This window comes from Bacillus sp. GB_SG_008 (assembly GCF_052038115.1).
Taxonomy (GTDB): domain Bacteria; phylum Bacillota; class Bacilli; order Bacillales; family Bacillaceae_G; genus Bacillus_A; species Bacillus_A rhizoplanae.
This window is the reverse complement of the sequence record NZ_JBPZSK010000004.1, coordinates 369,725-396,158: the sequence shown is the minus strand read 5'-3', so window position 1 is coordinate 396,158 and position 26,434 is coordinate 369,725. Positions and strand designations below refer to the sequence as shown.

Here is a 26,434-nt window from a genome sequence, read left to right as displayed (position 1 = left end):
TATTGAAGATGAAATAACGATTGTACAACAGGAGGTGGCACTATGGAGTTACGTCATTTGAAAACTTTTATTATTGTAGCGGAAAGCGGTGGATTTACAAGGGCTGGAGAATGGCTCGGATATACACAATCAACAATCACCAATCATATTCAATCTTTAGAAGAAGAAGTTGGAAGCCCTTTGTTTGATCGTCTTGGTAAAAAGGTGATTTTAACTGAAGTAGGAGAGCATATGCTTTCTTATGCGCAAAAAATATTAGAATTATCTAATGAGGCGCTGGAGTCATCTCAAATGAACGGTAAACCATCAGGAACGATACGTATTGGGGCAAACGAGTCTTTAATGATATATCGATTACCTGTGATTTTATATGAATTTAAAAAGAAATATCCGCAAGTTCATATCATTTTACAGCCATCAGAGAGCCAGGAGTTACATAATGAGTTAAAGTCAGGTAAATTTGATTTTGCTTTATTTACAAATCCGGAAAAGCTTGGTGTAGATATTGTCACTCATTCCCTTGTTCGAGAAACAGTTGTGCTTGTTGCTCCACCAGGGCATCAGCTAACGAAACAAAAAATCGTTACCCCTGCTGATTTAGAAGGAGAAATGCTACTGCTTACAGAGCCGGGAAGTTATCGAGACTTATTAGAAAAATGGATAAAAGAGGAAGGGGTTAATTGCTCACGTATTCACTTTTGGAGTATTGAGGCAATTAAACAAACTGTCATGTGCGGATTAGGATTATCGTATTTACCGCTTATTACGGTTAAGGAGGAAATTGAGCGTGGCAAGTTAATCGCTCTTCCATGGGTATACAGTGAGGATTTTGTTACAACGGAACTGGCATACCATAAAAATAAATGGTTGACTCCGGCGATGAAAAAATTAATTGAAATGATAGAGAAACATGCAGAGAAATGGAGAGCGACAACTTAGTTTCCTAAGATGTTGAATTATAACATACATGTAAAGGCATAGATGGGAGGAAAATGTAATGAATGAACGTACGAAAGAGATTTTACTGGTTATAGTTGGATCATTATTATTTGCGATTGGGATTAACTTTTTTGCTATTCCAAATCGATTATCAGAAGGGGGGATTATCGGTCTTACTGTTATTACCTACTATTTGTTTGACTGGTCTCCTGGTCTTGTAAACCTTATAATGAATGTCATTTTACTTGCAATCGGTTATAAATTTTTTGATAAGAAAACGATGGTGTATACAATTCTTGGTATTATATCTACATCTTTCTTTTTATATATCACAGAAGGCGTTGCAACTCCAGTAAATAATGATACATTATTAGCAGCTCTTTTTGCAGGGAGTTTTGTTGGGGTTGGCTTAGGATTTATGTTTCGAGCAGGTGGCACATCGGGTGGTTCGGCTATCATAGCTAGGTTAGCAAATCAATATTTAGGCTGGAGCGTCGGGAAAGGTGTATTAATTATTGATATCGTTGTTATTGCCGGCTCAGTGTTTATTATCGGACAGGAGAAAGCGATGTATACACTTGTAGCGGTCTTTATTGGTGCGAAGGTCATTGATTTTATTGTAGAAGGAATGGATACAAGAACAGCTGTGACAATTATTTCAAACTATCCAGATGTTATCCGAGAGTCCATTATGCAGCACATGACGCGTGGTGTAACAGTATTAGAAGGACGAGGCGGTTACACAGGAAATAATAAGGAAGTATTATATATTGTTATCAATAAACAAGAACTCGTTCAATTAAAACAAGTCGTGAGTAGAAAAGATGAAAATGCATTTGTTGTTATTCATGATGTACGTGATGTATTAGGTGGTGGCTTTAAAGCGAGTTGAAAAAACTGGCCTTCAAATATTTGGGGGCCAGTTTTTTTATTTCAATATTTAAATGAGATTCTTATTTAAATTTGACAATATGGAAGTGGAGATAGTTTGAAGGCTTATAGTTATGTAAATGGTGCAGTTTTTTCTGTTTGTGTATTAAGAAATTACCGTAGTTCTAAGAATGAAATAATTCTATAAAGATTGTTGGAAATAATACCAAATAAGAAAAAATTATTTGAAAATCCCCAAAAATATTCATTTTTAGATTAAGTTCTTAGTAGGTTGTAACAAATTGATGTTACTTTTTATTTAGTAAAGAGTTATTATTAGTACTTAAAAATCCTTACAAAAATGTAAGGTGAATGAAATGTAATTCGATACAAAGAATGCTGCATTTCAATTAAACTAGTAAGAGGAAATGTTTCGAAAGGAGAGGCGAAATGACAGAAGATATAGAAGTAATGAGTAGAAGTGAAAAGAAAAAAATGCGCTCCAAAAAAAAAGGCTTTTTATGGTTTCTGACAATTCCCTTTTTACTTCTTATTATTGGCGGGATAAGTTATAGTTCATTTATATATAGTAAAGCAAAAGCGGTTGCAAGTAATTCTTATGCAGAAATAAATAAGTCTAGTAAACGTGATAAAGAGGTGGCACCTTTAAAAGATAATATTTCTATTTTAATTATGGGAGTGGATGAAAGCGAACAAAGAAAAAGCCAATACGGTGAAGCTGTTCGCACTGATGCTTTGTTATTGGCAACGATTAACAAAGATGATAAATCAGTAAAGTTAGTAAGCATCCCTCGCGATTCGCGTGTATATATTCCATCACGAAAAAAATTAGATAAAATTACACATGCGCACGTATTTGGTGGAGTGGAAAGTACACGTGATACGGTTGAACGCTTTTTAAATGTACCTGTTGATTATTATGTGAAATTTAATTTTGAATCTTTTATTAAAATAGTAGATTCACTTGGCGGTATTGATATTGATGTACCAGTTACCTTCACAGAACAAGACAGCAAAGACCAAGCTGGTGCAATTCACCTTGAAAAAGGTTATCAACATTTAAATGGAGAACAGGCGCTTGCGTTAGCGAGAACACGTAAAATCGATAGTGATGCAATGCGTGGCCAAAGACAGCAACTTGTAATCGAAGCAATTGCAAAAAAAGCATTATCAGTTAAATCGATCACAAAGCTTAGCTCATTATTAGATGCAGTTGATAAAAATTTAAAAACAAACTTAACATTTGATGACATGCTCGCAATCGCGAAAAACATGGCAGGAACAGACTTGAACATTGAAAAATTACAAGTACAAGGTGCAGATAAACGGATTAACGGTATTTATTATTATCAACCAAATGAACAAAATGTAAAAGAAATATCAAAACAATTGAATGATCATCTTGGTATTACGGAAAAATCAGTATCTAAATAAATAAAAAAAGGTTGGCGAAAAGCCAACCTTTTTCTATGCGCCATTTTTGAATAGAAGTTATTTAACTCCACCAGTAAAAAAGGTTCGATATATTCATTTTTGAAAAAATGGGTAAGGATATTTTAATGAAACGATTACTTGATAGTTAACTATAAAATGGGAGGAAGAAGCGGAGTTTACGAATAAAATTGAGAAAATAATTTAAAAAGGAAGGGAAAGGACTAGTATTGAAAGTATAAAACAGTTATAGCTACCATTCCACCATAAAAAATTTTAAAATAATAATACTAAATGAATAAGGAGAAATGAATATGACATTTGAATTTTTACTCAAACTAGGTCTAGCACTCTTTTTTGGACTATTAATTGGAATTGATAGACAGCTGAAGAATAAACCGCTTGGTGTGAAAACGAGTATGGTAATTTCAGTAGCAAGTTGTTTAATTACGATTGTTTCTATTGAATCAGTAAATGTATATTCATCTCCAGGGCATACGAATATGGATCCTATGCGTCTTGCGGCGCAAATTGTTAGTGGGGTCGGTTTCCTCGGTGCAGGTGTTATTTTACGGAGAAATAATGATGTGATTTCTGGATTAACAACTGCTTCTATGGTTTGGGCAGCATCTGGCTTAGGGATTGCGATTGGCGCAGGTTTTTATTCAGAAGCAGCTGTGGCAATGGTTTTAATTATTTTGGCAATTAATGTATTTCCATATCTTATTAAATTAGCAGGACCTTATTCTTTGAGGCAAAGGGATTTGTCAGTAAAAATAGTTGTTAATAAGCATCAAGAGCTAAATCAAATTTTTACACAAATTAAGCATCTAAATTTGCAAGTGAAACGTGTGAAAATTAAAGATATAGATAGCGGTTATCAACAATTAGAAATGATGATATCAGCTCCTGAAAAGTTATATACAACTGATTTATATACCTCTTTAAAAGAGATGAAACAAAGCGTTTCAGTAGAGGTTGAAAGTAGGTAAGTTTTAATAGTAATACAACAATCTCAAGAATTTAGGCATTATATTTCGTATAAGCAATAGTTGTATAAGTGATTCGTAACACTTTTTAATAAAAAAATAAAGCCATGAAAACATCCTGTTATCATGGCTTTTTACATGGGGATTTTAAATTTTAAGCGCTAATTTCTCGATTATGAACAGGTTTTCTTTTTTGTGAAATATAGCTGTGTAAAATCATACCAAGCATGATAAGAAACATGCTGCACCAAGATAAAGCAGAAGGGAATGGAGATGCTAATAAAACTAATTCTCCAGCTACTGTAAATAGTACTTCCATAGACTGAGTTGCTTCGACAGCAGCTAATTTTTGCATATTGTTCCTTACCATATCAGTTGCGTAGAAGAAGAGTACAGTTGCGATTACTCCAGAGCAAATGGCAACCAAACTAGATTGAATTGTCTGTTCTTTGCTGGGCATACCAACAGTAATGAATCCATAGATTGATAACAAAATCCAAAATGGTAAACTAGCTAATGTCATACCTAATACACGTTGATATGCATCTAAACGCCCTCTACATACATCCATCATTTTACGATTGCCAAGTGGATAAGCAAATGAAGCTATTATTACAGGGAGCACACCTAATAATACATTTTTTAAAGAAAGGTGATTTGCTTGTTCTATAAGCATAAGAGTGATACCAAAAAGAATAATGAGTGACATCGCAAGACCTTTAAATGGTATGGTACCTCTGACTTTTATTTGACCATTTGCTGTTTCAATCGTTTCTGAAAATAATGGTGCAAGTAATGAACCTGAAATAATCGTAATTTGCCATGTCCCAGCAATTAGCCACCCTGGTGCATATGCTGCGGCGAAGCAAAGAGGCGCATAAAATAATCCAAATCCTACAAAGCTCCATAAAATCCATGTTTTTGGCCGTTCTTTCATGACTTTGAGAAGAGGACGTAAATTTTTTCTACTCATAACAATAAGCAAAAGCAACGGAACCATAAAGAAATATCGAAGTGACGCACTCCAAATCCAACTTCCGCCAGATAATTCCATAGCTCTGTTCAGAACGAACGTAAAAGCAAAAAAGAATGCCGCACAAATACCTAAAAAAATGGGACGCAATCCGTTCACCTCGATTTATCTGTTAATTCAGTGATTTCTTTATGATAAACTGATTTTTCTGGTGATACAAGCGACTTTTTTATTTTATGAAAAGCTTTGCTAACATATAAAACGCAACTCCCCAAATAATAACACCAGAAATTTTATTTAGTAGTTTGATTTTTGTTCCGGATGAATCTACTTTTCCTAGCATTCGTCCAGCGATAGCTAACCCTATAAACCATATCCAAGAAACAAAAATTGTTGCAAAGGTAAATGCCCATTTTTCAGTACCTATGTATTGAATAGAATTTGTTCCAATTACTCCAATCGTATCTAAAATAGCATGTGGATTTAATAAAGAGACAGAAGCTGCGAACACAATTTGTTTTTTGATAGTCATCGTTTGTACTTCATTTTTGGAAACAGTAGGTTCACTTTTCCATATCACCCAGCCCATGTAAAGAAGAAAGAAAAAACCTATAGTATAGAGTATAGTTGTTAACCATGAAAATGTTAATAGCATAAGAGATACACCCTGCACAGCAAATAAGATTAAAATAGTATCACAGATTGCCGCCGTTATAACAACTGGTGCAGCCTTCAATAAGGTAGATTGACTGGCCCCTTGATTAAAAACAAACACATTTTGTACACCTAAAGGTATAATAAGTCCAAATGCAAGAACGATTCCGTGAAGTATTGCTTCACTCATTTCATCTCCTCCTATATAGAATTATAATTGTATCCCGCATTCCTATGTGAAAATTTAAAGGAAGCAGAGAACATTGCTCGTAAAAGCCCAATTGGTTCAACTAACCATCAGTGGGGATGAAGAAAACCCCCCACTGATGGAAGTTTCACTTTATCGGTAGAAACGAAGAAACTCCTAACCGGTGGAAGTTTCACTTTATTATATAAATGAAAATATCAATTGTATCCATCCATATGGTTGGATGATGAACCAACCAAAGTATATACTACAAGTATAAAAATCTAGTTGGAGTGATTTAATGGAATGGTTTGAATGGAATCCAAATATATCTTCTCCTATTCCTTTGTATAAACAAATTGAAGAATATTTAAAAGCGAAAATTGTCAATGGGGAGTGGACAATAGGAACAAAATTACCGTCTCAACGAGCGTTGGCCGATGCATTTAGAGTGAATCGAAGTACAATTGTAACAGCATTGGATGAGCTAGCTGCTCAAGGGTTAATCGAGGGAAACGGGAGACGAGGAACAAGAGTTATAAGCAATACATGGGACTTGCTAGTTTCTTCAGCGCTACCTGATTGGAATGCGTATGTTGAGACAGGGCTTCATTATCCTAATTTACCAACGATTCAAGAGATTAACCGGGCAGAATTTGATTCTAACATGATTCGATTAGGAACAGGTGAACTCTCGCCAGAACTTTTACCGCAAGAGAAGATGCAACGTATTATGAGTATGCTTTCGCAACAGAGCATCCCTTTAGGCTATGAAGAACCGAAAGGAGATATTTTACTGCGTGAACAGCTAGCAAAGTATTTAAAAACGTTAGGAATACAGGCATCCTCTTCATCTATTTTAGTTGTATCAGGTGGAATACAGGCCTTGCAGTTAATTTCTATGGGACTATTACAGAAAGGGGCAACAATTCTAGTTGAAAAGCCTTCTTATTTATTTTCGCTTAATATTTTTCAGTCTGCAGGGATGCGGTTAATTGGGGTTCCGATGGATCAAAATGGTGTACAACCAACGTTTGTTTCAAAGTATAAAAAACAATTCCATGGCTCACTGCTTTATACGATTCCTTCTTTTCATAATCCAACTGGTATTTTAATGGATCAAGTGCGAAGACAAGTTCTTATGGAAACTTGTAATGAGATTGGGTTGCCTATAATAGAAGATGGTGTGTATCAAGATTTGTGGATTGACTCTTTACCTTCGAAACCATTAAAAGCATATGATCGACATGGGAATGTTCTTTATGTAGGAAGTATGTCTAAAACAGTTAGTCCTGGACTGAGAATTGGCTGGATTGTAGGACCAGAGCCGGTGATTGGACGATTAGCAGATATAAAGATGCAGACAGATTATGGATCTAGTTCTTTGTCACAACAAGTTGCTGCCCAATGGTTTTTAAGTGGATTGTATGAAGAACATTTAAGTTATATTCGAAGAGAATTGCAAACACGCAGAGATGTTGCATTACAAGCGTTGGAAAAGCATTTTTCACATATTGCGACGTGGGATGTACCAAAAGGTGGTTTTTACATATGGCTGCATATAATCCCCGCATTTTCTATGCAGGAGTTGTTTCATAAAGCTTTAAAAGCAGGAATTCTGCTCAATCCAGGGAATTTGTATGATCGAAATTCTGATCAATATTTACGAATTTCATACTCATATGCATCATTATACGATATTGAAAGAGGAATTGAGAAATTAGCGATGATTATACAAGAAATAAAACAATAAAGAAATGTGAAATTCTATGTTGAAGGAGAACTAAAATGAATCGATATGTAATTTGCCAAATTATAAATGAAACAAAATATTTAGCTGCTTATGCAGAAACAAAGAAAGAAGCAATTGAAAAAGCAGAACTGTTAGGATTAAGGACTGGAGAACGCTATATCGTTATTACAGTGGAAGAAGCAGAGGGATTACAATATCCATAAAAAGACGGTAGTCATAATGGCTACCGTCTTTTCACACTTGAGAAATGACTTATCCAGTTATTTCTTGGGCAGCAAGACCACTACTTCAAAATTTGGAGAGAATAAAGAAGATAGGTGGACAATAACTGCTCGTAAAATTTCCATTGAGATGAAAGGTTCATTTGAGATACAGGTGTTTCTTTTCTTGTAGTGAATTTTGATTTAGAGAGGGAATTATATATCAATGTGAGAATGTATATGTGTATTGCATAGTAGAGGAGATGAAACGAGAAATGAATCGAATACAATATATAAGACAGAAAGAAAAACAGTATCACGAACATTTTTATGCGAATCATAAGTTATTTGAAGAAGGATCATGGTTACGTAGTCCAGTTTCGGGTGTTATTGAAATGATGAGTTTGTTTCAAGGACAACAATATGTTGCTGTGTTGGATTTAGGATGTGGGGTTGGTAGAAACAGTATGCCAATTGCCCAAAGAATAAAAACAGGGAAAGTAGTATGTGTAGATCTACTGTCGTCGGCATTGCATCGATTGAAGCAGTATAGTTATGATTTTGGTGTTGCAGATCGTATTCAAACTGTAGAGAGTAATATTGAACATTATCAAATTACTGCAAATGAATATGACTATATTGTGGCAGTATCTAGTTTAGAACATGTTCCTTCCAAGAGTGAACTTCAGAATGTATTACACAATATGAAAACAGGAACGAAAGATAAGGGGATTAATTATATTGTGATGAATTCCAGTGTGGAAGAAATCGATATGAACACGAATGTAAAGTTGGATCCTTTATTTGAAGTAAATCTGGCAACAGAAGAAATGCTTTATACGTTGCGTAAGATATATACAGGATGGGAAGAATTATGCGTAGTAGTAAAGCCTCTAGAGTATAGGATTGCAAGGGAGGAGAAGCACGTGTTATTAAGGACAAATGCAATTACTTTTTGTGTAAGAAAAAAATTGAAAATGTATGAAGCTCTGCCACGTTAACTGGCAATTTCACTTTATTGTTTGTCGAAATTAGTGGTTCGGCTACTTGTAGTACTAGATGGAGATCCAGTTCGATATTGGTTTATATATTGGGTAAAGTTCCAAGAGTGTAGAAATTTTTCAGCAGCTTGATAACCAGAGTGATAGAGCCATTCTTTCTCTTCAACACTTAAATTGAAGTTGGTACTAGTAATATTTCCGGTAGGTATTTTAATAGTACGTGCTCTTGCTTCTGTATTGAGATAGCGTAAATCGTGGGCTTGCATCATTGTTTTAAATAGCCCTTTAAACATCGAAATAGGTTCTTCATAATGAACGGGTTCAGCTTGAATCTCGTCTTTTACAAAATGAAATCCAAAGGTAGGCCAGCGGGGAATGTTTGGTGAGTCAAAAATCCATATCGGATAATTGCTGAGAATACCTCCGTCGACTATATAGCAAGGTTGTTTCCATTTAGGAGTTTTCCATTTAACAGGCTGAAAAAAGAAAGGGATTGTAGCACTCATTCTCACTGCTTTTGCAATAGAAAATTTTTTGGTAGGGAATCCATAGTGCAGTAAGTCATCAGGGAAAACGACCATTTTACCATTACTAATATCGGAAGCGATGATTTTTAAGCCTTCAGGGTTAGGTAAGTCACTAAAACAATGCACCCCTTTTTTAGATAATAAATCTTCTAACCATTGTTCTATAAAATCATTTTTATATATCCCCATTTTAACCCATACATTTATTCCTTTTCCGATAATAGGAATTTTATCTATGCATGTTTTTGTAATGAAATTTGTATAGTCAGCACCATTAATAATTGTTTTTAATTCTTTTCCTGTATAGCCACAGGCAAGAAGCGCTGCGATAATAGCACCTGCTGATGTACCGGCGACTCGCTCCCATTCATAATTGTGCTTTTCTAACGCACAGATTGCTCCGACATGTGCAATTCCTCGAACTCCGCCTCCTTCAAAGACACCATCTATTTTCATGAAAACAATTCCTTTCGATTCATTATTTATCCCGCATTAACGGGCAGTAAGCCCCCCACCTTAAGATTAAAAGAAGAGCGAAGAAGATAGGTGGGGGATAACTGCCGGTAAAAGCCCGATTGGTTCAACTAACCATCAGTGTGGGATGAAGAAAACCCCCACTGATGGAAGTTTCACTTTATTTTTTTATATGAAATAAACAGCAAAAAAGCACGGCAAGTGCGTGCTTTTTTACAATAGTTGTTAAAGTTTACTTAGCAGATAAAACCGCCAAAGCAGCTAGCTCCAATGATGATGAGAAGGATAAATAAAACGATTAATAAAGCAAAACCGCCGCCGTATCCGCATCCTCCACAACCGTATCCGTATCCGAATCCTCCACAGCCGGGGCCATATCCGTATCCGTAACCCATATTCATTTCCTCCTTAATATGAAAAATTTAGGGGTGAACAAAGTGAAATTTATGAGGATGTACTACAAGGGATGATGAAATTGCATGTTTGTAGGAACACTGTATATTATGTAATAGGGAAGCGTTTCGATTATGACGAACAAGCCTTTTTTTCATAATGGGTATAGATATGAATAAAGAAAAATGTGAAAGAAGCACTAGCAAATTTTGTGATATGATGTAGGAAATCATGTTGAATAAGGAGTTTTTATGACAAAACATATTGAAGAATTAATCGAAAAATATCAATTGACTCATATAAAAGATGAGTTGTTGGCTACAGTATTTGAATGTATAAAAGTAGTACCAAAACAAGAAGCGGTATTACCAGTAGGTTGTTCAAAAATGGGAGGATATCCCGATCTACCAGCAACGTTAGCCTATCCTACATATAAAGGGCATCCTCTTCATTTTGTTGCACAGTTTAATTTAGCTGAACTTCAAGCTGTAGGTATGAAGAATGATTTGCCTCAAAGTGGTATGTTGTATTTTTTCTATTTTGCTGATGATGAGCAGGAAGCCTTTTGCGAGGTATATGGAAATTCAAACGTAAAAGAAGGCTGGCGTGTTTTATATTATGAAGGAGAAATAGATGATGTACAAAAAACGAATCAAGTGAAGGGGCAATATTCTCAATGTAGAGTTACATTTGAAATAGCACAGAAACTTCCAGATTTGTTTATTGAGGACGAAGAGGATTCAGATCGTTTCTTACAATTGTTAGAGGAATTAATACCTGATTGCTATGACAATCATCAAGTTTTCGGTACACCGTTTTCAGTTCAAACAGAAGTGTTGGAAGAAGCACAGGAATATATAGGTTTGCATCATAACGAGATAACATTATTATTTCAAGTAGATTCTGACGAGGAACATTTGAACATGATGTGGGGTGATATGGGAATGTTATATTTCTGTATTGCGAATGAAGATATAAAGCAGCGACGTTTTGATAAAGCTTGCTGTATTTTGCAAAGTTTATAAAGTAAAAAAAGGCAGTTTCACGTGTATATAACGGAAGCTGCTTTTATAATTGGATCGAGTTGTTCAGCCATTATTTATTTGTATAAGAAGGTAGTTCATCGTCGTTTGAATTACATCATGTGTAAGTCATTTTTTCAACTTTAATGCGATTTATAAATGTAAAAAATCGGATTTTCTTTTTTGTGAAAATTCGTATATAGTTGATGTATGAAAGAAAGCTATTTTAAGATTATCTTATACTACGAGGATGTGATGAAATGAAGAAATCTATAAAATATGTATCTACTATGGTACTTTGCTCATCTATTATAACCGGAGCGCTTCATATGCCTTCAGTCTCATACGCTGCTACAAAACAAGTAGGAGATACGGCTAATTCTGTAAATGATGCAAAATTAATTACAGAATTTCAGCAAGAATTACAACAACATCTAAATAATCATGAAACAAATATTACAATTAAATATAAGACGAAACATGCTAATGCACAAGAAGTTTTGGATACATTGGTACAGGCTTATAATCAAACGTTAGAAAAAGATGAATATTTAAAATACAATATAAGCAGTGCAAAGTTTTCGCTTCGTGGTTTACCAGGAAACTACTCATTTACGCTAAATATTTCATACCGTGAAACGAAAGAGCAATCACAGTACGTAATGAAACAAGCGAAATCAATTGTAAATTCAATAATTACAACTGGAATGGATGAGAATGAAAAAGTAAAAGCCATTCATGACTATGTAGTGAAACATGTTTCATATGACACATCGCTTCAGTCTTATACCGCATATGACGCATTAGCAAATCATTCGGCGGTTTGTCAAGGATATGCACTATTAACGTATCAGCTATTAAAAGAGGCTGGAATTCAATCCCACATTGTAACGGGAACGGGAAATGGTCAGTCTCATGCTTGGAATCTTGTAAATATTGACGGTAAATGGTATCACCTCGATACGACATTTGATGATCCAGTTCCGGATAAACAGGGACGTGTTATGTATTCTTATTTTAATATGTCTGATGAGCAAATAAGTAAAGATCATCAATGGGATCGTAGTAAATATCCAGTTGCAAATACAAACTATTATAATGAGTTAACGACTAAAATTAAAGCAGGCAATAAGAAGTCCTCTAGTTATCAACAAATATTAAAAGATACAAATCTTGTTTATTTAGCACCAGAATTTGGGGCTGAAGATTACAAACAGTTAAAGCAAAAATTACAGCAAAAATTTACATCTAAACAAGAAAAAATAGAACTTTGTTACCATCAAACAGTAGATAAAACGATGCAAGATGTTAAAAAGGTATTGAATGAGATTTCTTGGCCAAAAGGAGCAAAGCAAGTATCGTATCAGGTAGCTCCTTATCAAGCGCAAGCTGGATCCTCATTGTTAACAATTACATTTGCTTATTAAATTGTGTGAAAGAGCATCTAAATGAAGATGCTCTTTTTTGTGCAAATATATTTTAAAAATTTGAGTGTTATTGATTACCACAGGTATATTTATTATATGTTAAATAACAAAAATAATAATATTATGTAAACTAAAACATTAAAGCACTGTTTTCATGTATATACTAAAACAGTGCTTTTCGCTTTGATTGAATCGTTGCAGCATTTTCATCTTTAATACCAGCTTCTTTAATAATGCGTTGTTTTGCTTTATCTAACAAATTGTTTACTGCTTCACCAAAATAGTTTGCTTCTTGTTTTGTGCGGGCTTCTCGTAAACATTTGTAGTTTTCTATCAGCTCCTCTTTTTCAAGGTCTGTTAAGAAATCTTCTATCTTTTTGTTTGTCATACGAAACACCCTCTCTTCTGACGGACACTTCAATTCAGAATTTTATTTTTCATTATATCAACAATTCCTTAGTTATAGTATATATTAACGTTTTAACAATTTGTCAATTTCTTGTATTTTTTCATTTGCTTTATCCATTTGTATATTCTTTGCCTGTTCTCCTCCAAGTGCTTGGTGGAGTAAAAATGTTTGACCAGAAATTGCAGTAACGATTGCAACCTTAATAATTTCTTTAGTTGTTGTCGCATCAAATAAAACAAGACCCAATAGTGCAGCAAGACTACCAGTAATGATGTCAGCAAAAAAACCAAGATGGAAAAATGTTTTTAATCGGCGTGGAAGCAATAATTTGCCTTGATGATTGATAAGATGGGCAACAAAACCGGTAATTCCACCAACGAGAAGAGCTGTTAGCCACGAATACATATCCATCAGATCCACTCCTTTTAGTTAAATACAATTCTGTTTATATTACAGATACTCCTTTTAGGAATTTGTATACATATATTGAGAAAATTGGTTTAAGGTGGATATTTTTATTATACCGAAAATTCTGTCATAAGTGGTAGATATTTAATTTGAAATTTCATATAATAAAATTAAATCTAATGAGAACGGAGTGATGTATTATGGCGATTGTTTATAAGGTTCATACAGTTAATGGAAATAAGGAAGGAATGGGCGGCGCTTTGTAAAGAATCGCTATATCCTTCCGCAGTATACATTTTAGGGAGGATACGAATTTGAATCGTGATCATTTAGTTACATTTGGATGGAACTTATATTTTGAAGACCAATTATTGGAGCAATATGAAGTAGGACGTGTTTTGTTAGAGCATAAACGTTTGTATCGGATTATATGTGAAGATGGTGAATACGTAGCTGAGTTAGCAGGGAAATTTCGCTATGAAGCAAGTGAGAAAGGCGATTATCCTGCAGTTGGTGATTGGGTAAGTGTAACAAAACTGCCAGAAGAAAAGAAAGCGATTATTCATACTGTGCTTACAAGAAAAAGTTCTTTTTCTAGAAAGGTAGCTGGAGAGAAAACGGAGGAACAAATTGTAGCAGCAAATGTAGATTATCTGTTTTTAGTTAATGCTTTAAATGCTGATTTTAATGTGAGACGAATTGAACGTTATTTATTGTTAGCATATGAGAGCGGAGCAACACCGGTTGTTATTTTGACAAAGAGTGATTTATGTACAGATGTACAGCAAAAGGTGATGGAAACAGAGGCCGTTGCAATTGGTGCACCTATTTTTGCAGTTGATAGTCTGCAACAAACCGGAATAGAGACGTTACAACAGTTTTTACAACCAGGAAAAACAATTGCGCTTGTTGGTTCTTCTGGAGCAGGAAAGTCCACATTATTAAATGCGTTAATGGGAAATGAAGTGGCGAAAACAGGTGGAATTCGTGAGAGCGATAGTAAAGGAAAACATACGACAACGCACCGAGAATTGTTCCAATTACCAACTGGTGCACTTGTTATTGATACACCAGGAATGAGGGAATTGCAGCTTTGGGAAGGAAGCGGGGCGATGCACGCAACCTTTTCTGACATTGAAGAAGCTGCGAAAAAATGTCGTTTTCGTGATTGCCAACATGAGAATGAACCAGGTTGTGCAATTCGCATTGCTATTAATGAGGGAACATTAGAAGAAGCGCGACTTTTCAATTATAAAAAGTTGCAAAAAGAAATTGCTTATGCGATGAGAAAACAAGATGCTCTTTTGGCTCGTACAGAGCGCGAAAAATGGAAAAAGATTACGAAGCAAATGAGGCAGAAAAAATAAAAATAAAGCTCCAAAGGCGTATATGCTTTTGGAGTTTTTTTATCTCGCTACTTTGGGGCAGTAAGACTCCCACCTTAAGATTGAGAGAGAAGCGAGGGAATAACTGTCTGTAAAAGCCCGATTCGTTCAACTAACCATCAGTGGGGGATGAAAAAAACCCACTGATGGAAGTTTCACTTTATTTTAAATACAGGCCCTTCTTTAAATTGATGCTATATAGTTTCAGACGGGAAAATATAGCTGTTATAGTCTTTTGTGGTACAATAAATGTACTATATAGAATAGGGTATAATGAGCAAGAGGTAAGAGAGGGGTTATTTTATGCTACATGAGGAGATTACATCATTTTTTCAAGTTCCTCCGCAAGAAGTTGGAAATCAAGGATGGAAATATTACATTCAAGAGGAAAACGGCGCGTATTCTATAACAGAAACAATATTATCAACAGGTACAAGTATAGAACTATTTTTTAATGAAGACGATGAGATTCGTCTCGTTTTATATAAAGATGGTCAGCCGATTACAACGATTCAACGTATTGCTGTCCAAAAGACGGATATTATTAAAGATGAGGAAAGCTTTCAATTTGTATTAGATCGTATGCCAAGCCGTATGATTCGATTACAGTTAAAACCATTTCTTGCAGTTGAAATGGGATTGTACTGGGAAGTATGTGAAGATTGTGAGTAAAAAACATCCGTTACTAACGGATGTTTTTTATGTTTTTTGCTGTTGTTTGAAAGCAATAATTGGAAGCAGAATTAAGCTAATCCATCCAATTACAGGATATAGCATATGAAGTAATTCACTATAACCGATATAACTAAAGCAATAACTAATGAGTAAGATAAAATAAATAATGATGTTACTCTTCCACCCAGTGATAGATTGCATCTGTTTTGTCATACCAAATACATTACCAACGAGTGTTGTAAATACTTCCCCAAAAATAATTAACACAAAAAAGAAATGAAAAGTAGCATTGAAGCGGCGTACAACTTCTGCCATTGGAATATTGTATTGATAAAATTGTTCAACAGATAAAATAGCAAGGTGACTACATAACAAAATTAAACAAAGACCTGCTCCCCCCAATATCCCTCCCCATTTAATGGCTTTTTGATCTTTTACTTCACTTGCTAATGGTACAAGTACACTTTGGGCGAGAGAAAGGTTGAGTGCAACATATGTGACTGGACTTGTAATCCATTTGACATTCCAATTTTCAGAAGGTGTTATGTTGAAAAGAGAAGTTGCATCATGAAAGAATGTTGTAATAGATAGCCCTACAATAAAAATCATCATAATTGGTACGACGAGCGAGTTGACTTCAAAGACTCCTTGTAATCCTCTGCTACCAATTACAATACAAGCAAGTATCGTTATAAAGATACCAAGCTGTCTTGGTAGGCGAAGTTGTTCTTCAAATACCGCTCCAGCTCCGGAAAGCATGACGCTTGTTACACCAAATAATACGAGAAGTAATAAAATATTTACAACGTTACCAAATATATCTCCAAATAAATATTTGTTAAATTCTTGAGCAGAAAATGCTTCAATTTGTGAAGAAAGAAGCATCATTTTTGTACCTAACCAAATAAAGAAAATACCGCTTACTAAAATACCAATTGTTCCGTATGTACCATGAATTGTAAAGAATTCAACGATTTCTCTTCCTGTTGCAAATCCAGCTCCAACAACAGTGCCTATATAAGTAGCAGCAATTTTCTTTGCTACTTTCCATTGTTGATTATCCATTTAATCCCTCTTTCTTGTATGATGAGCTTCATTTATTTTGCAGCCTCACCCTAACTTTTGCTATATCTCCACTGATGGAAAACTCGACTAATTGGGTTCTTTAGGGCAGTTATTCTCTACCCATCTTCTTTGTTTTTTTCTGAATTTTGAGGTGAGGGTCTTACTACCGTCTACAAGAATTGGTTCAACTAACGAGCAATGAGAGATAAAGCTCTTATTTACCGCTGAAACTTTCACTTTACTACATACATATGAATGAGTTTGGACAAACATACGATGAAGTTGGATTTTTTGTATTATTCATATTTGTCTTACAGTTTGTGGTATAATGAAGCAAAAAAGGGGGCAGAGAAGATGTTTCGCTTTTTTAAAAAAGGAAAGGAAGAAAGAGAAATTACGCAAGATGAGCTAGAACTTGCTATGGCAAAATTTCTTGAAACGAATGCGAATGTGGTATATACGGTATTAGTAAATGATGATTACACGGTTAATTATGATTTATTAAAACCGTATTTACCGGCTTTTCCTACAAATGTGTTCATTATTACGAAGGAAACCCTTGAAGTATTTGAGAATACACAAGAAAATCTTGCTCTTGTCAAAGAAATTGATGATGTACAGCGTGCTGTTGATCAATATGTGACAGAGAAAGAAGCCTTTCCAATCGTCGAAGGAAATGAGAATCGGCTTATATGTTCGATAAAGTTAGGGCCATACTTAAAAAGGACGCTAGAACGTGATTTATATGTATCAGAGAAACATTATTTAGTGACAAGCAAGCCTGATAAAATGAATAAAAGTATTGTACAATAAAGAAACAACAATGGAGAATTGTTGTCTTTTTTTTGTAAATATTATGTGGGAAGAGATAGAGAAGAGGGGACTTCATGATTCTGAGGAAATGGGATTCAAATTTAAAGATTCGACTAGTAGGAGAATGGCTCTTTGGGCTTTTCTTTTGGATGCTCCTTCCGTTTATGGCAATATATTTTGCAGAAGAACTAGGAAAAACGATGGCTGGAGTATTACTTGTATTGTCGCAAATATTATCTGTTTTGGCTAATTTAGTAGGTGGTTATTTAGCAGATACATATGGCCGTAAGCGTATGATGGTGATTGCTACATTTGTACAAAGCGTTGCATTTGTACTATTTGCTTTTGCAAATTCACCGTGGTTACAATCTTCTATCTTAACATTTGTAGCTTTTTCTACTATTGGTATTATGGGTTCTTTATATTATCCAGCAAGTGCAGCAATGGTTGCTGATTTAGTATCTGAAGAACAGCAAAGTAAAGTATTTGCAGTTTTTTATACAATGATTAATATTAATGTTGTGCTGGGGCCGATTTTAGGAGCGTATTTCTTTTTCTCTCATCGCTTTGAATTGTTAATAGCAAGTGTTGCAATTAATTTCATAGTAGCATTTGTATTACTTAAGTTTATAAAAGAGACGTTACCAGAGAAGAAGAGAGAAGTAGAAAAGCAAACAGGATGGCTTACTGTTGTGAATGAGCAGATAAAGAATTATCGAATTATTTTTCAAGATCGTGTCTTTCTACTATTTATTATTGCAGGTATTCTCGTTGCCCAAACTTTCACTCAACTTGACCTATTGTTAGCGGTATACATAAAAGAAAATGTTCCTACGCAAGAATTTTTTCATTTGAGTTTAAATGGAGAAAAATTGTTTAGTTGGATTATTGCAGAAAATGGATTTTTGGTTGCTCTATTTACTGTATATGTAACAAGGCTAGCAAATTACTTTTCTGAGCGGACTATTTTTCTTTTATCTTCTTTTGCATATGGGATAGCAATGATTATTTTTCCTCATACTATCTCAGTCTGGGGCCTCATTATTGCAATGCTCATTTTCACGTTTGGAGAGCTATTAGTTGTTGGAATTCAAAATAGCTTCGTTTCTAAATTGGCGCCTCAACATATGCGAGGACAATACTTTGCGGCAGCAACACTTCGATGGTCTATCGGCCGAACAATTGCACCGATTGCGATTCCCTTAACAGCATGGATAGGTTATCAATACACATTCTATATCATTGCAGTACTTGCATTTTTGAGTGCATTTTTATATTCCATGATGTTCCAGTTGTTACAAGGACGAAAAATTCAGGTGAAAAAGGCGATAAATGAATAAGTAAAATAACACGCTCTCTTTTTGTAAGAGCGTGTTATTTTATATAGATTATATTTTTCGTTCTAGCGCTAGTTTAATGCCGAATCCTATAAGAGCAGTGCCTGTGATACTTTGCATAATGCGCTGTGTGGCAGGTTTTTTCATAAATGTACGAACACGATGAATGAAATAAATGTACAATAAAAACCATATAGCAGTTAGTACAGTATAAGTCATTCCCATCGTAAGAAATTGTATAAATATATTACTCTTAGCATCTATGAATTGTGGTAAAAATGTTAAAAAGAAAATAGCAACTTTAGGGTTTAGAAGGTTTGTAAGGAAGCCTTGAAAGAAACAAGATGTTGTTTTATATGCTGTGTTTATATTACTTTCTACAGTTGCTGTATTTGTCTTTAGAGCCCATAGCGCTCTAATCCCTAAATATACTAAATAAATAGCACCAACATATTTAATTATAGAAAATAAAAATGCAGATTGAACAATAATTGTTGAAAGACCTAATGTTACTGCTGCGGTATGAATGGAAAGAGCACAACAAGTTCCAAACATCGTTTTAAGGCCGCCGGACCTTCCGAGGGTAAGGGTATTTTGAGTAGCTATGGCAGTATCTGGGCCAGGTAAAAGAATAAGAAAGATAGACATCATAACGAAAAGATAATAGTGTTTCATTTTGTGTTCTGCCTTTCTAAAAATAGTATAAGAAGGGGTAGGTATTTTACCCAGGATTAACGGACCGTATAAGACCCTACCTCCAGATTTAGAGAGAAGCAAAGAAGATAGGTAGGGGATGAAGAACCCTCCCACTGATGGCAGTTTCACTTTATATGATAATGAGTTGTTCATTTTTTCTTATAAGATTTCGCACTGTTCAGTATGTATCTCTATAATATATTCATAGAAGTAGTGAAGTCCATAATAAAAAATTTTATGCCTACTTACAAAGTGTCATATAGTGAAAACTGAGTTGGAATAAGAAATATCATGTGAATGTATATTATAGAAAAGCCATATGCAAATTTAGTTTGCACATGGCCTTAATTCAAGGGTGTTTTTCACAATTGAAATGCTTCTGCTAGTAAGCGGTAGGAGTTTAATTTATCTTCAAAATCATGTGTGATTGTTACGATCATAAATTCTTCTGTGTTATAAACTTTGCTTAAAGCGGAGATTTGTTCTTTTACTTGATGTGGATTACCGACAATCATTCGTTTTCGATTTTCTTTTATACGTAAAAAATCAAATGCACTATATGGATAATTGAGAGCTCTTTCGATAGATGGCGTGCCGGTTGAACGTACGCCTTGTTCAATTAATAAAAGGGCTAGATCTAAGCTAGATGCAATTTTTTGTGCTTTTTCTTCTGTTTCTGCACAAATGACAAAAATAGCTACGATAGATTGTGGTTTTTCTCCTAAGAAAGAAGGCTGGAATTGATTTTGGTAATTTTTTATGATTTCTGGACCGCCATAACTATTAATAAATTGTGCAAATGTGAAAGCTGTACCTTGTTTAGCAGCAATCATCGCACTTTCTCCACTAGAACCAAGTAACCAAAGATCTGGTGCAGTTGGAATAGCTGGAGCAGCATGTAGGTGTGCAAAGCGATGATTATCTGGTAAGCGGTCGTGCAAATACAGGGATAAGTCTTGAATTTGTTCAGGGTATTGATCGATTGAAATCATTTTCCCTTCTTGGAGTGCCCGTGTAGCAATAGGCATTCCACCTGGAGCTCGTCCAACTCCCAGGTCAATACGGTTTGGGTATAGTGCTTCTAACACGCGAAAATTTTCAGCTACTTTATAAGGACTATAATGAGGGAGCATAACACCGCCAGAACCTACTCGAATACGATTTGTTTTAGCAGCTATGTGAGAAATTAAGATTTCTGGACTTGAACCTGCTAAGCTAGTAGAGTCATGATGTTCTGATACCCAAAAACGAGTATAGCCAAGTTGTTCAACTTCTTGCGCAAGTCGAACGGTATTTGAAAACGCTTCTATTGCTGTACTTCCTTCTGCGATAGGAGATTGGTCTAGAACGCTTAATTTTATCATATATAATACCTCTCTTTTGTTATCTACGAAGTATTATATATCCACTTACTAAAAATGTATAATAAAATGCTTACTTCACCATTTGGATACCAAATTCTTATTGAAGAATCGTTTTATGAATGCAATTGGGATGATTTTTTTCAAGAACAATATTTTGTATTGATAGAGCAATAGATTTATGAGTTTTCCATCTAGAGGTTCCTCGCCTGAGTAGGGGGGAGCTATCGGTTAAACCTCATATAAAAAATACATACAATACACTTATCATTAACCCATGTTATCAGCAACGGGATAGCTACTTAAGACCGAAAAAGAATTTGCCATTTTTTTTGCAAAATTTAATGGTGGCTCTACCGATTGGACATGAATATACATGATTAATGGATTCATATATAACCAATGATTATGTAGAGCACTAACAATAATTCCCTGTTGTACAATGGATTGCATAAATGAAGGGATTTCTTCTTGCAAAACAGCAATTTCCCCTAAATTCAACGCATTACCATTTTGATCCAAAGATTCAAAGCCTACTCCAGCAGGTATTACAGACATACTTGGTTTTCCTTGAACAAGTACCTTAAAATTGCGATGGAAAGATACTGAACAAGCACCTTGATCTATTTTACTTTTCCCTTTGAGGATCGCAGCAAATTGTTCACAAAGAAAATTAAAGTTATTCATAAATTTAATCCCCCTTTATTATACAAAATGATGCATTTAGAGCTTTAATATAAAAAGGATTTATCCCACATTCTATTTATAAATAGAGCTGCGAGAATCTTTAGGTAACCTGAAAATAATCTAAAGGCTTCCATAAAAATACAGATATTTTTATAGACACCAGCTACTGTTTCATCCCTTCACTTTCTCTCCTAACCAAGATTCCAAAAAGATAACATTTATATAACTATATGGATAAATTGTCCATTTTAGAATAAAAAATAAGAATTTTAAATCAATTGGAATTAATAACGAAGAAAAAGATAATTATTAGGTATATTTGTATTTAATCTAACAATATAGGATCCACTTCAGAAAATTTGAAGGGGATTCATTTTTACATAATCAGTGTTATTGGAAGTTCGACTATTGGAAAAGATATAGCTATATGGATTGAGGGTATAAAAAGTATAGAACAGGGCAGGGGAATAATTATATCCATGATATATCCGTTTTTGTAACCATTTTTATTTTAAAAACAAGCTTTTCTATGAAATATTAATTCATTCTTGCATCGATGAAATAAATCAGTTTCATTTGTAATAACTTAATTCACTCTAATTCATGGTAAGTATAGGAGTGAAAGAACTGTAACACATCAAAAATGTATGTAAGATTATTCTTTGAACAAGGGAGTTTTTATGCAAAAAAAACGGGTAAACAAAAAACAGGACTACTAAAAGGATTAATACTCATAACAAAAATAGCTTTAGCTTCTGGTGTATCATGGGAATTAGCAAAAATGTTAGGGTCAAAACACCCTTATTTGGCACCATTAACTGTTATTCTTTCTATGCAAGAAACTGTCCAGCATTCTGCCATGTATGCTTTTTACAGAATTATCGGCACTATTTTTGGAATTTCTATTACCGTTTTTATTATCAGCCATTTAGAAGTGAACGGATGGACTATAGGATTATTACTATTTGGAGGAATGTTGCTTCCAGTTATACTAAGGGTACATAAAACCATCATACATCAAGTGGCTTTAACGATTTTATTAGTCTTTGTTTTTGTGCATAAAACGAGCTATTATGTCTCAGATCGAATCAGAGATACTATCGTAGGAGCACTTATCGCCATTATTATTCATATGCTGATTTTTCCACCCAATTATGTGAAAGAAGCTCGTTGGACGTTAAATCAATTTGGATGCCATCTTGTACAGCTGTTTGAAAAGACAGCCCATTGGGTAAATACTAACTGCGACCCTGTTAAAGGACAAGATCTAAGAAAAAATATAACAAATCTACTTCAGGAACTGCATCAGGTACAAGAAGATTTTAAGCTGGCAGAAAAAAGCTTGAAATTAAATCCATTTATTAAGAATAAAAAACAAATATTAAAACAAAACGAACAATTCATTTCGCAGTTAAAGACAGGATATATGTATATTTCCAATATACTAAACACATTCAGTGACTGGTCCCAAACAGATGTTATTTCAAAAGTTGATCAACAACAATGGGCTATTCAATTACAAATGTTGGGGAGATACATAGAAAAGCAACTCAACGGAAGTTCAGAGAAGCATCAAAACTCTAAGAGTTTAGACTTACTGGACCTATCTTCGATTTCTGTACAAATCAATATCTCACCGGAATTAGAGCCCTATAGATATCAATTAAGTTTGTATAATGACACGCTCAAACTAATTCAGGAGTTAAGAAAAGGACAATAGTAACTACTAGCCTCTCCCTAATCAATGGTGTCGTGTGCGTTGAACAAAAATAAGAGGTAAGTATATATTAAACCCGACTAATATATACTTACCTTTATTTATTAGATTTTTAACCTTTAGATCTGGATAATTTTTATACCTGTTTTTAGTGAGAAATTCCTCTTTCAAAATGATTCATTTCAACTAAATTAAGAATATATTCGTAATTATCAATCGTTCTCTTGATTTCATTGCGCTCACTTTCTGTTAATTTTACATCTGTTAATCGTTTACATAGCTGAGATTTTTGACTTTCTAATTGTTTCTTAGTTTCATGATAGTTGTAAGAGCGTTTCATATTTCCATCCCCTTCCTTACATTTCCTATCTACATTTTTAGTATACGGTTAAATAAAAGAAATAAGTGCATATCCTTTTGAACTTTTAGTGAATATTCAGAAAACATAGAATAGGCCATTCCTTCCATGAATACAATGCATTGAAATATGATTTTGTACTGATGAGTAGGGGTGTGGGATGATGCAAATAAATATGCAATCCCGTCTTACAACCAACGAGATGTTGTCTATTATTGAAAATGGTTTACCGAAAACGACAGTACCGAAAAATATTATTATTATTGGAGCAGGTATGGCGGGGTTAGTGGCTGGATCATTATTGAAGGCTGCTGGTCATCGTGTGAAAATATTAGAGGCAAATGATCGAATTGGCGGGCGTATTTATACGGTTAGAATGCCGGAAACAGGCTTATATCTAGATGTTGGAGCAATGCGGATTCCTTATACACATGAACTAACACTTGCATATAATAAGAAGTTTGGATTGAAGTTAAATCCATTTATTAATCGAAATGATACGGATATTATATATGCAAATGGTCGCAAGACAACATTGAAACAATATGAGAAAAATCCGAGTATTTTACGTTATCCAGTTGCAGCGAATGAAGAAGGAAAATCATCGGAAGAGTTGTTGATGTCAGCAATACAACCAATTCTTGATTTTATTAAAAGAGACCCAGAAAAAAATTGGAGTATTGTAGAGAAAGATTTTGGTAGGTATTCTACAGCAGAGTTTTTAAAAGATTATCCTCACCAATATAAAGTATCTTTTTCACCGGCTGCTGTAGAAATGATAGGGGTACTTCTTGATTTAGAAGGATTTTTAGAAAGGTCTTTTGTAGAAACATTGCGCTTTATTTTCATTTTACAGCAATCTACAGGATTTTATGAGATTGAAGGGGGCAACGACGCATTGCCCAGAGCTTTTTTACCGCAATTGCAAGATGATATTGTCTTTCAACAAAAATTAATGAAACTAGAACAGCACGAAAAAGGAATTACAGCATATTGCCGTAATGAAAAAACGTTTGAATACAGCAGTATTACAGGAGATGTTATTATTGTTACCATTCCGTTTACAACAATGAGATTTGTTGAAATCGATCCGTATGATTCTGTTTCTCATGGAAAATGGAGAGCCATTCGGGAACTACATTACATGGCCGCTACGAAAATAGGGATTCAGTTTAAAAGTCGATTTTGGGAAGAACAAGGTCAACTTGGTGGCCGTATTATTACCGATTTGCCTATTCGTTATGCATATTATCCAAGTCATGGTATTGGTACAAAAGGTCCTGGAATGGTACTTGGAAGTTACACATGGTCGTATGATGCGTTGTTGTGGGATGGCTTATCTGAAAGTGATCGTATTTATTACACTTTGCAAAATTTAGGGAGAATACTTGGAAATCAAGTGTATGACGAATTTATTTCTGGGATATCGAAAAGTTGGACATTAGACCCATATGCATTAGGAGGATTTGCAATCTTTCAGGCAAATCAACAATCAGAATTACAGAATGATATTGTGAAACCAGAAGGAAGAATATATTTTGCAGGAGATCATACTACGTTGTATCATGGCTGGATACAAGGGGCAATTGAATCAGGAATTCGGAGTGCAGCAGAAATAAATCAATTACAAATGTAAAAAGAACATGAGAATGAATCTCATGTTCTTTTTGTGTACTTATGGAACGGGATGACCATTTGAACTTTCAAAGATTGTAAACCATTGCTGACGGTCTAATGTTAGTTTTGTTGCTTCAACAGCTGTTTTGACACGTTCTAGTTTACCAGAACCAACAATTGGTAGCATATTAGCTGGATGAGCAAGTAGCCATGCATACATAATAGAATCAATTTTAGCAATGTTAACATCAGCGGCGATTTGCTCCAATGTATGGCATAAGCGAAGTGTACGTTCATTGTTTCCTTTAAAAATTTCACCGCCAGCAAGAGGAGACCAAACCATAGGAGAAATTCGGTTTTCTTGACACTGTTCAATCGTACCTTTTTCAAAATGCTCAAGCTGCAGAACAGATACTTCGATTTGATTTGTAATAAGCGGGAAATCTAAATATGAACTTAACATATTGAATTGGGAAGGCAGAAAGTTTGATACACCAAAGTGTCGTACTTTTCCATCTTGTTTTAAGCGAGAAAAAGCTTCTGCAACTTCTGCGGGATCCATGAATGGATCTGGGCGATGAATGAGTAATACATCGATATAATCTGTATTTAGGTTTTGTAGTGATTGTTCAGCACTTTTTATAATATGCTCAGCACTTGTATTATAGTGAACGACGTAGCGTTCTGGAAATTTAGGTGATGTGAGAGCGATTCCGCATTTTGTAACAATTTGCATATTGTCACGTAAACTTGGTTTTAATTGCAGCGCTTTCCCGAATAAAGCTTCACATGTATAGTCGCCGTAAATATCAGCATGGTCAAACGTTGTAATCCCCATCTCCATACAAGATTCAATAAAAGAAAGTAATTCTTGATCGGTCATATTCCATTCTGCTAAGCGCCAAAACCCTTGAATGATTTGAGAAAATTCTAGGTTTTGAGCCATTTGAATTCGTTCCATTTATGAAGGTCCTCCTTGCTGATATGTATGAACCTAATCAATATGAAAAGGTTTTCTTATTTACCATTATTATATATTTGTGTA

27 protein-coding genes are annotated in these 26,434 nt (G+C 34.6%); 15 read left to right on the top strand and 12 right to left on the bottom strand.

Annotation, left to right across the window (positions count from 1 at the left end):
• Nucleotides 1–42: 42 nt before the first annotated feature.
• From ACTDJC_RS13500 to ACTDJC_RS13485, 4 genes are all read left to right on the top strand, one after another.
• Entirely contained in the window at nucleotides 43–939 is an 897-nt protein-coding gene (locus ACTDJC_RS13500) for a LysR family transcriptional regulator (protein ID WP_098310435.1), read from the top strand.
• 58 nt (nucleotides 940–997) lie between these two features.
• Complete coding sequence (locus tag ACTDJC_RS13495) at nucleotides 998–1,831, top strand: YitT family protein (protein WP_098310436.1); 834 nt, start codon at nucleotides 998–1,000, stop codon at nucleotides 1,829–1,831.
• Nucleotides 1,832–2,259: 428 nt separating this feature from the next.
• Nucleotides 2,260–3,264, top strand: coding sequence for an LCP family protein (locus tag ACTDJC_RS13490; RefSeq protein ID WP_440603682.1), 1,005 nt, complete (start codon nucleotides 2,260–2,262; stop codon nucleotides 3,262–3,264).
• Between the two features lie 311 nt (nucleotides 3,265–3,575).
• Nucleotides 3,576–4,253, top strand: a complete 678-nt coding sequence (locus ACTDJC_RS13485; protein WP_098310438.1) for an MgtC/SapB family protein — start codon at nucleotides 3,576–3,578, stop codon at nucleotides 4,251–4,253.
• 151 nt (nucleotides 4,254–4,404) lie between these two features.
• Here ACTDJC_RS13485 and ACTDJC_RS13480 read toward each other — a convergent pair whose 3' ends face one another.
• Nucleotides 4,405–5,373, bottom strand: a complete 969-nt coding sequence (locus ACTDJC_RS13480; protein ID WP_440603681.1) for a DMT family transporter — start codon at nucleotides 5,371–5,373, stop codon at nucleotides 4,405–4,407.
• Nucleotides 5,374–5,452: 79 nt separating this feature from the next.
• On the bottom strand, nucleotides 5,453–6,067 hold the full coding sequence (locus ACTDJC_RS13475; protein WP_440603680.1) for a LysE/ArgO family amino acid transporter: 615 nt from the start codon (nucleotides 6,065–6,067) through the stop codon (nucleotides 5,453–5,455).
• 298 nt (nucleotides 6,068–6,365) lie between these two features.
• Here ACTDJC_RS13475 and ACTDJC_RS13470 point away from each other — a divergent pair, with 298 nt between their 5' ends.
• The 3 genes from ACTDJC_RS13470 to ACTDJC_RS13460 all read left to right on the top strand — a co-directional run bounded on the left by ACTDJC_RS13470 (nucleotide 6,366) and on the right by ACTDJC_RS13460 (nucleotide 9,018).
• Nucleotides 6,366–7,817 (top strand): PLP-dependent aminotransferase family protein, encoded by a 1,452-nt coding sequence (locus tag ACTDJC_RS13470; protein WP_440603679.1) that lies wholly within the window; start codon nucleotides 6,366–6,368, stop codon nucleotides 7,815–7,817.
• A 35-nt stretch (nucleotides 7,818–7,852) separates the two neighbouring features.
• Nucleotides 7,853–8,020 carry a DUF3933 family protein gene (locus tag ACTDJC_RS13465; RefSeq protein WP_098310441.1) on the top strand — a complete coding sequence of 56 codons (168 nt, stop codon included), beginning with the start codon at nucleotides 7,853–7,855 and terminating at the stop codon, nucleotides 8,018–8,020.
• A 272-nt stretch (nucleotides 8,021–8,292) separates the two neighbouring features.
• The gene (locus ACTDJC_RS13460) at nucleotides 8,293–9,018 is read left to right on the top strand and encodes a class I SAM-dependent methyltransferase (RefSeq protein ID WP_098310442.1); all 726 of its coding nucleotides are present in this window, start codon (nucleotides 8,293–8,295) and stop codon (nucleotides 9,016–9,018) included.
• Between the two features lie 14 nt (nucleotides 9,019–9,032).
• On the opposite strand, the gene ACTDJC_RS13455 is transcribed toward ACTDJC_RS13460, so the two are convergent.
• Nucleotides 9,033–10,001, bottom strand: coding sequence for a patatin-like phospholipase family protein (locus ACTDJC_RS13455; protein WP_440603678.1), 969 nt, complete (start codon nucleotides 9,999–10,001; stop codon nucleotides 9,033–9,035).
• Between the two features lie 254 nt (nucleotides 10,002–10,255).
• Nucleotides 10,256–10,414, bottom strand: coding sequence for a YjcZ family sporulation protein (locus ACTDJC_RS13450; RefSeq protein ID WP_098310444.1), 159 nt, complete (start codon nucleotides 10,412–10,414; stop codon nucleotides 10,256–10,258).
• A 249-nt stretch (nucleotides 10,415–10,663) separates the two neighbouring features.
• On the opposite strand from ACTDJC_RS13450, the gene ACTDJC_RS13445 reads away from it, so the two are divergent.
• Together ACTDJC_RS13445 and ACTDJC_RS13440 are read left to right on the top strand one after the other, a co-directional pair.
• Nucleotides 10,664–11,437: a YwqG family protein gene (locus ACTDJC_RS13445; RefSeq protein ID WP_440603677.1), complete on the top strand. Its 774-nt coding sequence runs from the start codon at nucleotides 10,664–10,666 to the stop codon at nucleotides 11,435–11,437.
• A gap of 257 nt (nucleotides 11,438–11,694) precedes the next feature.
• The gene (locus ACTDJC_RS13440) at nucleotides 11,695–12,861 is read left to right on the top strand and encodes a transglutaminase domain-containing protein (RefSeq protein ID WP_440603676.1); all 1,167 of its coding nucleotides are present in this window, start codon (nucleotides 11,695–11,697) and stop codon (nucleotides 12,859–12,861) included.
• Between the two features lie 163 nt (nucleotides 12,862–13,024).
• On the opposite strand, the gene ACTDJC_RS13435 is transcribed toward ACTDJC_RS13440, so the two are convergent.
• Both ACTDJC_RS13435 and ACTDJC_RS13430 read right to left on the bottom strand, forming a co-directional pair.
• The gene (locus ACTDJC_RS13435) at nucleotides 13,025–13,249 is read right to left on the bottom strand and encodes a hypothetical protein (protein WP_440603675.1); all 225 of its coding nucleotides are present in this window, start codon (nucleotides 13,247–13,249) and stop codon (nucleotides 13,025–13,027) included.
• A gap of 84 nt (nucleotides 13,250–13,333) precedes the next feature.
• Nucleotides 13,334–13,681 (bottom strand): DUF4257 domain-containing protein, encoded by a 348-nt coding sequence (locus ACTDJC_RS13430; protein ID WP_440603674.1) that lies wholly within the window; start codon nucleotides 13,679–13,681, stop codon nucleotides 13,334–13,336.
• Between the two features lie 311 nt (nucleotides 13,682–13,992).
• On the opposite strand from ACTDJC_RS13430, the gene rsgA reads away from it, so the two are divergent.
• Together rsgA and ACTDJC_RS13420 are read left to right on the top strand one after the other, a co-directional pair.
• The gene (gene rsgA, locus ACTDJC_RS13425; protein WP_440603673.1) at nucleotides 13,993–15,045 is read left to right on the top strand and encodes a ribosome small subunit-dependent GTPase A; all 1,053 of its coding nucleotides are present in this window, start codon (nucleotides 13,993–13,995) and stop codon (nucleotides 15,043–15,045) included.
• Between the two features lie 321 nt (nucleotides 15,046–15,366).
• Nucleotides 15,367–15,735 (top strand): DUF3979 family protein, encoded by a 369-nt coding sequence (locus ACTDJC_RS13420; RefSeq protein WP_440603672.1) that lies wholly within the window; start codon nucleotides 15,367–15,369, stop codon nucleotides 15,733–15,735.
• 27 nt (nucleotides 15,736–15,762) lie between these two features.
• Here the strand turns inward: ACTDJC_RS13420 and ACTDJC_RS13415 are convergent, their stop codons facing one another.
• The gene (locus ACTDJC_RS13415) at nucleotides 15,763–16,803 is read right to left on the bottom strand and encodes a YkvI family membrane protein (protein WP_253629318.1); all 1,041 of its coding nucleotides are present in this window, start codon (nucleotides 16,801–16,803) and stop codon (nucleotides 15,763–15,765) included.
• Between the two features lie 354 nt (nucleotides 16,804–17,157).
• Here ACTDJC_RS13415 and ACTDJC_RS13410 point away from each other — a divergent pair, with 354 nt between their 5' ends.
• Nucleotides 17,158–17,616: a DUF3939 domain-containing protein gene (locus tag ACTDJC_RS13410; RefSeq protein ID WP_098310453.1), complete on the top strand. Its 459-nt coding sequence runs from the start codon at nucleotides 17,158–17,160 to the stop codon at nucleotides 17,614–17,616.
• 74 nt (nucleotides 17,617–17,690) lie between these two features.
• Nucleotides 17,691–18,956 (top strand): MDR family MFS transporter, encoded by a 1,266-nt coding sequence (locus tag ACTDJC_RS13405; protein ID WP_440603671.1) that lies wholly within the window; start codon nucleotides 17,691–17,693, stop codon nucleotides 18,954–18,956.
• 48 nt (nucleotides 18,957–19,004) lie between these two features.
• Here ACTDJC_RS13405 and ACTDJC_RS13400 read toward each other — a convergent pair whose 3' ends face one another.
• From ACTDJC_RS13400 to ACTDJC_RS13390, 3 genes are all read right to left on the bottom strand, one after another.
• Nucleotides 19,005–19,628, bottom strand: a complete 624-nt coding sequence (locus ACTDJC_RS13400; protein WP_440603670.1) for a LysE family translocator — start codon at nucleotides 19,626–19,628, stop codon at nucleotides 19,005–19,007.
• A 383-nt stretch (nucleotides 19,629–20,011) separates the two neighbouring features.
• Nucleotides 20,012–21,013, bottom strand: a complete 1,002-nt coding sequence (locus ACTDJC_RS13395; RefSeq protein ID WP_440603669.1) for an LLM class flavin-dependent oxidoreductase — start codon at nucleotides 21,011–21,013, stop codon at nucleotides 20,012–20,014.
• Between the two features lie 267 nt (nucleotides 21,014–21,280).
• The gene (locus ACTDJC_RS13390; protein ID WP_440603668.1) at nucleotides 21,281–21,697 is read right to left on the bottom strand and encodes a DUF1259 domain-containing protein; all 417 of its coding nucleotides are present in this window, start codon (nucleotides 21,695–21,697) and stop codon (nucleotides 21,281–21,283) included.
• A gap of 643 nt (nucleotides 21,698–22,340) precedes the next feature.
• Here ACTDJC_RS13390 and ACTDJC_RS13385 point away from each other — a divergent pair.
• The gene (locus ACTDJC_RS13385) at nucleotides 22,341–23,417 is read left to right on the top strand and encodes an FUSC family protein (protein ID WP_440603667.1); all 1,077 of its coding nucleotides are present in this window, start codon (nucleotides 22,341–22,343) and stop codon (nucleotides 23,415–23,417) included.
• A gap of 145 nt (nucleotides 23,418–23,562) precedes the next feature.
• On the opposite strand, the gene ACTDJC_RS13380 is transcribed toward ACTDJC_RS13385, so the two are convergent.
• The gene (locus ACTDJC_RS13380; RefSeq protein WP_098310459.1) at nucleotides 23,563–23,754 is read right to left on the bottom strand and encodes a DUF3896 family protein; all 192 of its coding nucleotides are present in this window, start codon (nucleotides 23,752–23,754) and stop codon (nucleotides 23,563–23,565) included.
• Between the two features lie 181 nt (nucleotides 23,755–23,935).
• On the opposite strand from ACTDJC_RS13380, the gene ACTDJC_RS13375 reads away from it, so the two are divergent.
• Nucleotides 23,936–25,408, top strand: coding sequence for a flavin monoamine oxidase family protein (locus ACTDJC_RS13375; protein ID WP_440603666.1), 1,473 nt, complete (start codon nucleotides 23,936–23,938; stop codon nucleotides 25,406–25,408).
• A gap of 39 nt (nucleotides 25,409–25,447) precedes the next feature.
• Here the strand turns inward: ACTDJC_RS13375 and ACTDJC_RS13370 are convergent, their stop codons facing one another.
• Entirely contained in the window at nucleotides 25,448–26,350 is a 903-nt protein-coding gene (locus tag ACTDJC_RS13370; RefSeq protein WP_253629322.1) for an aldo/keto reductase, read from the bottom strand.
• Between the last annotated feature and the right edge of the window lie 84 nt (nucleotides 26,351–26,434).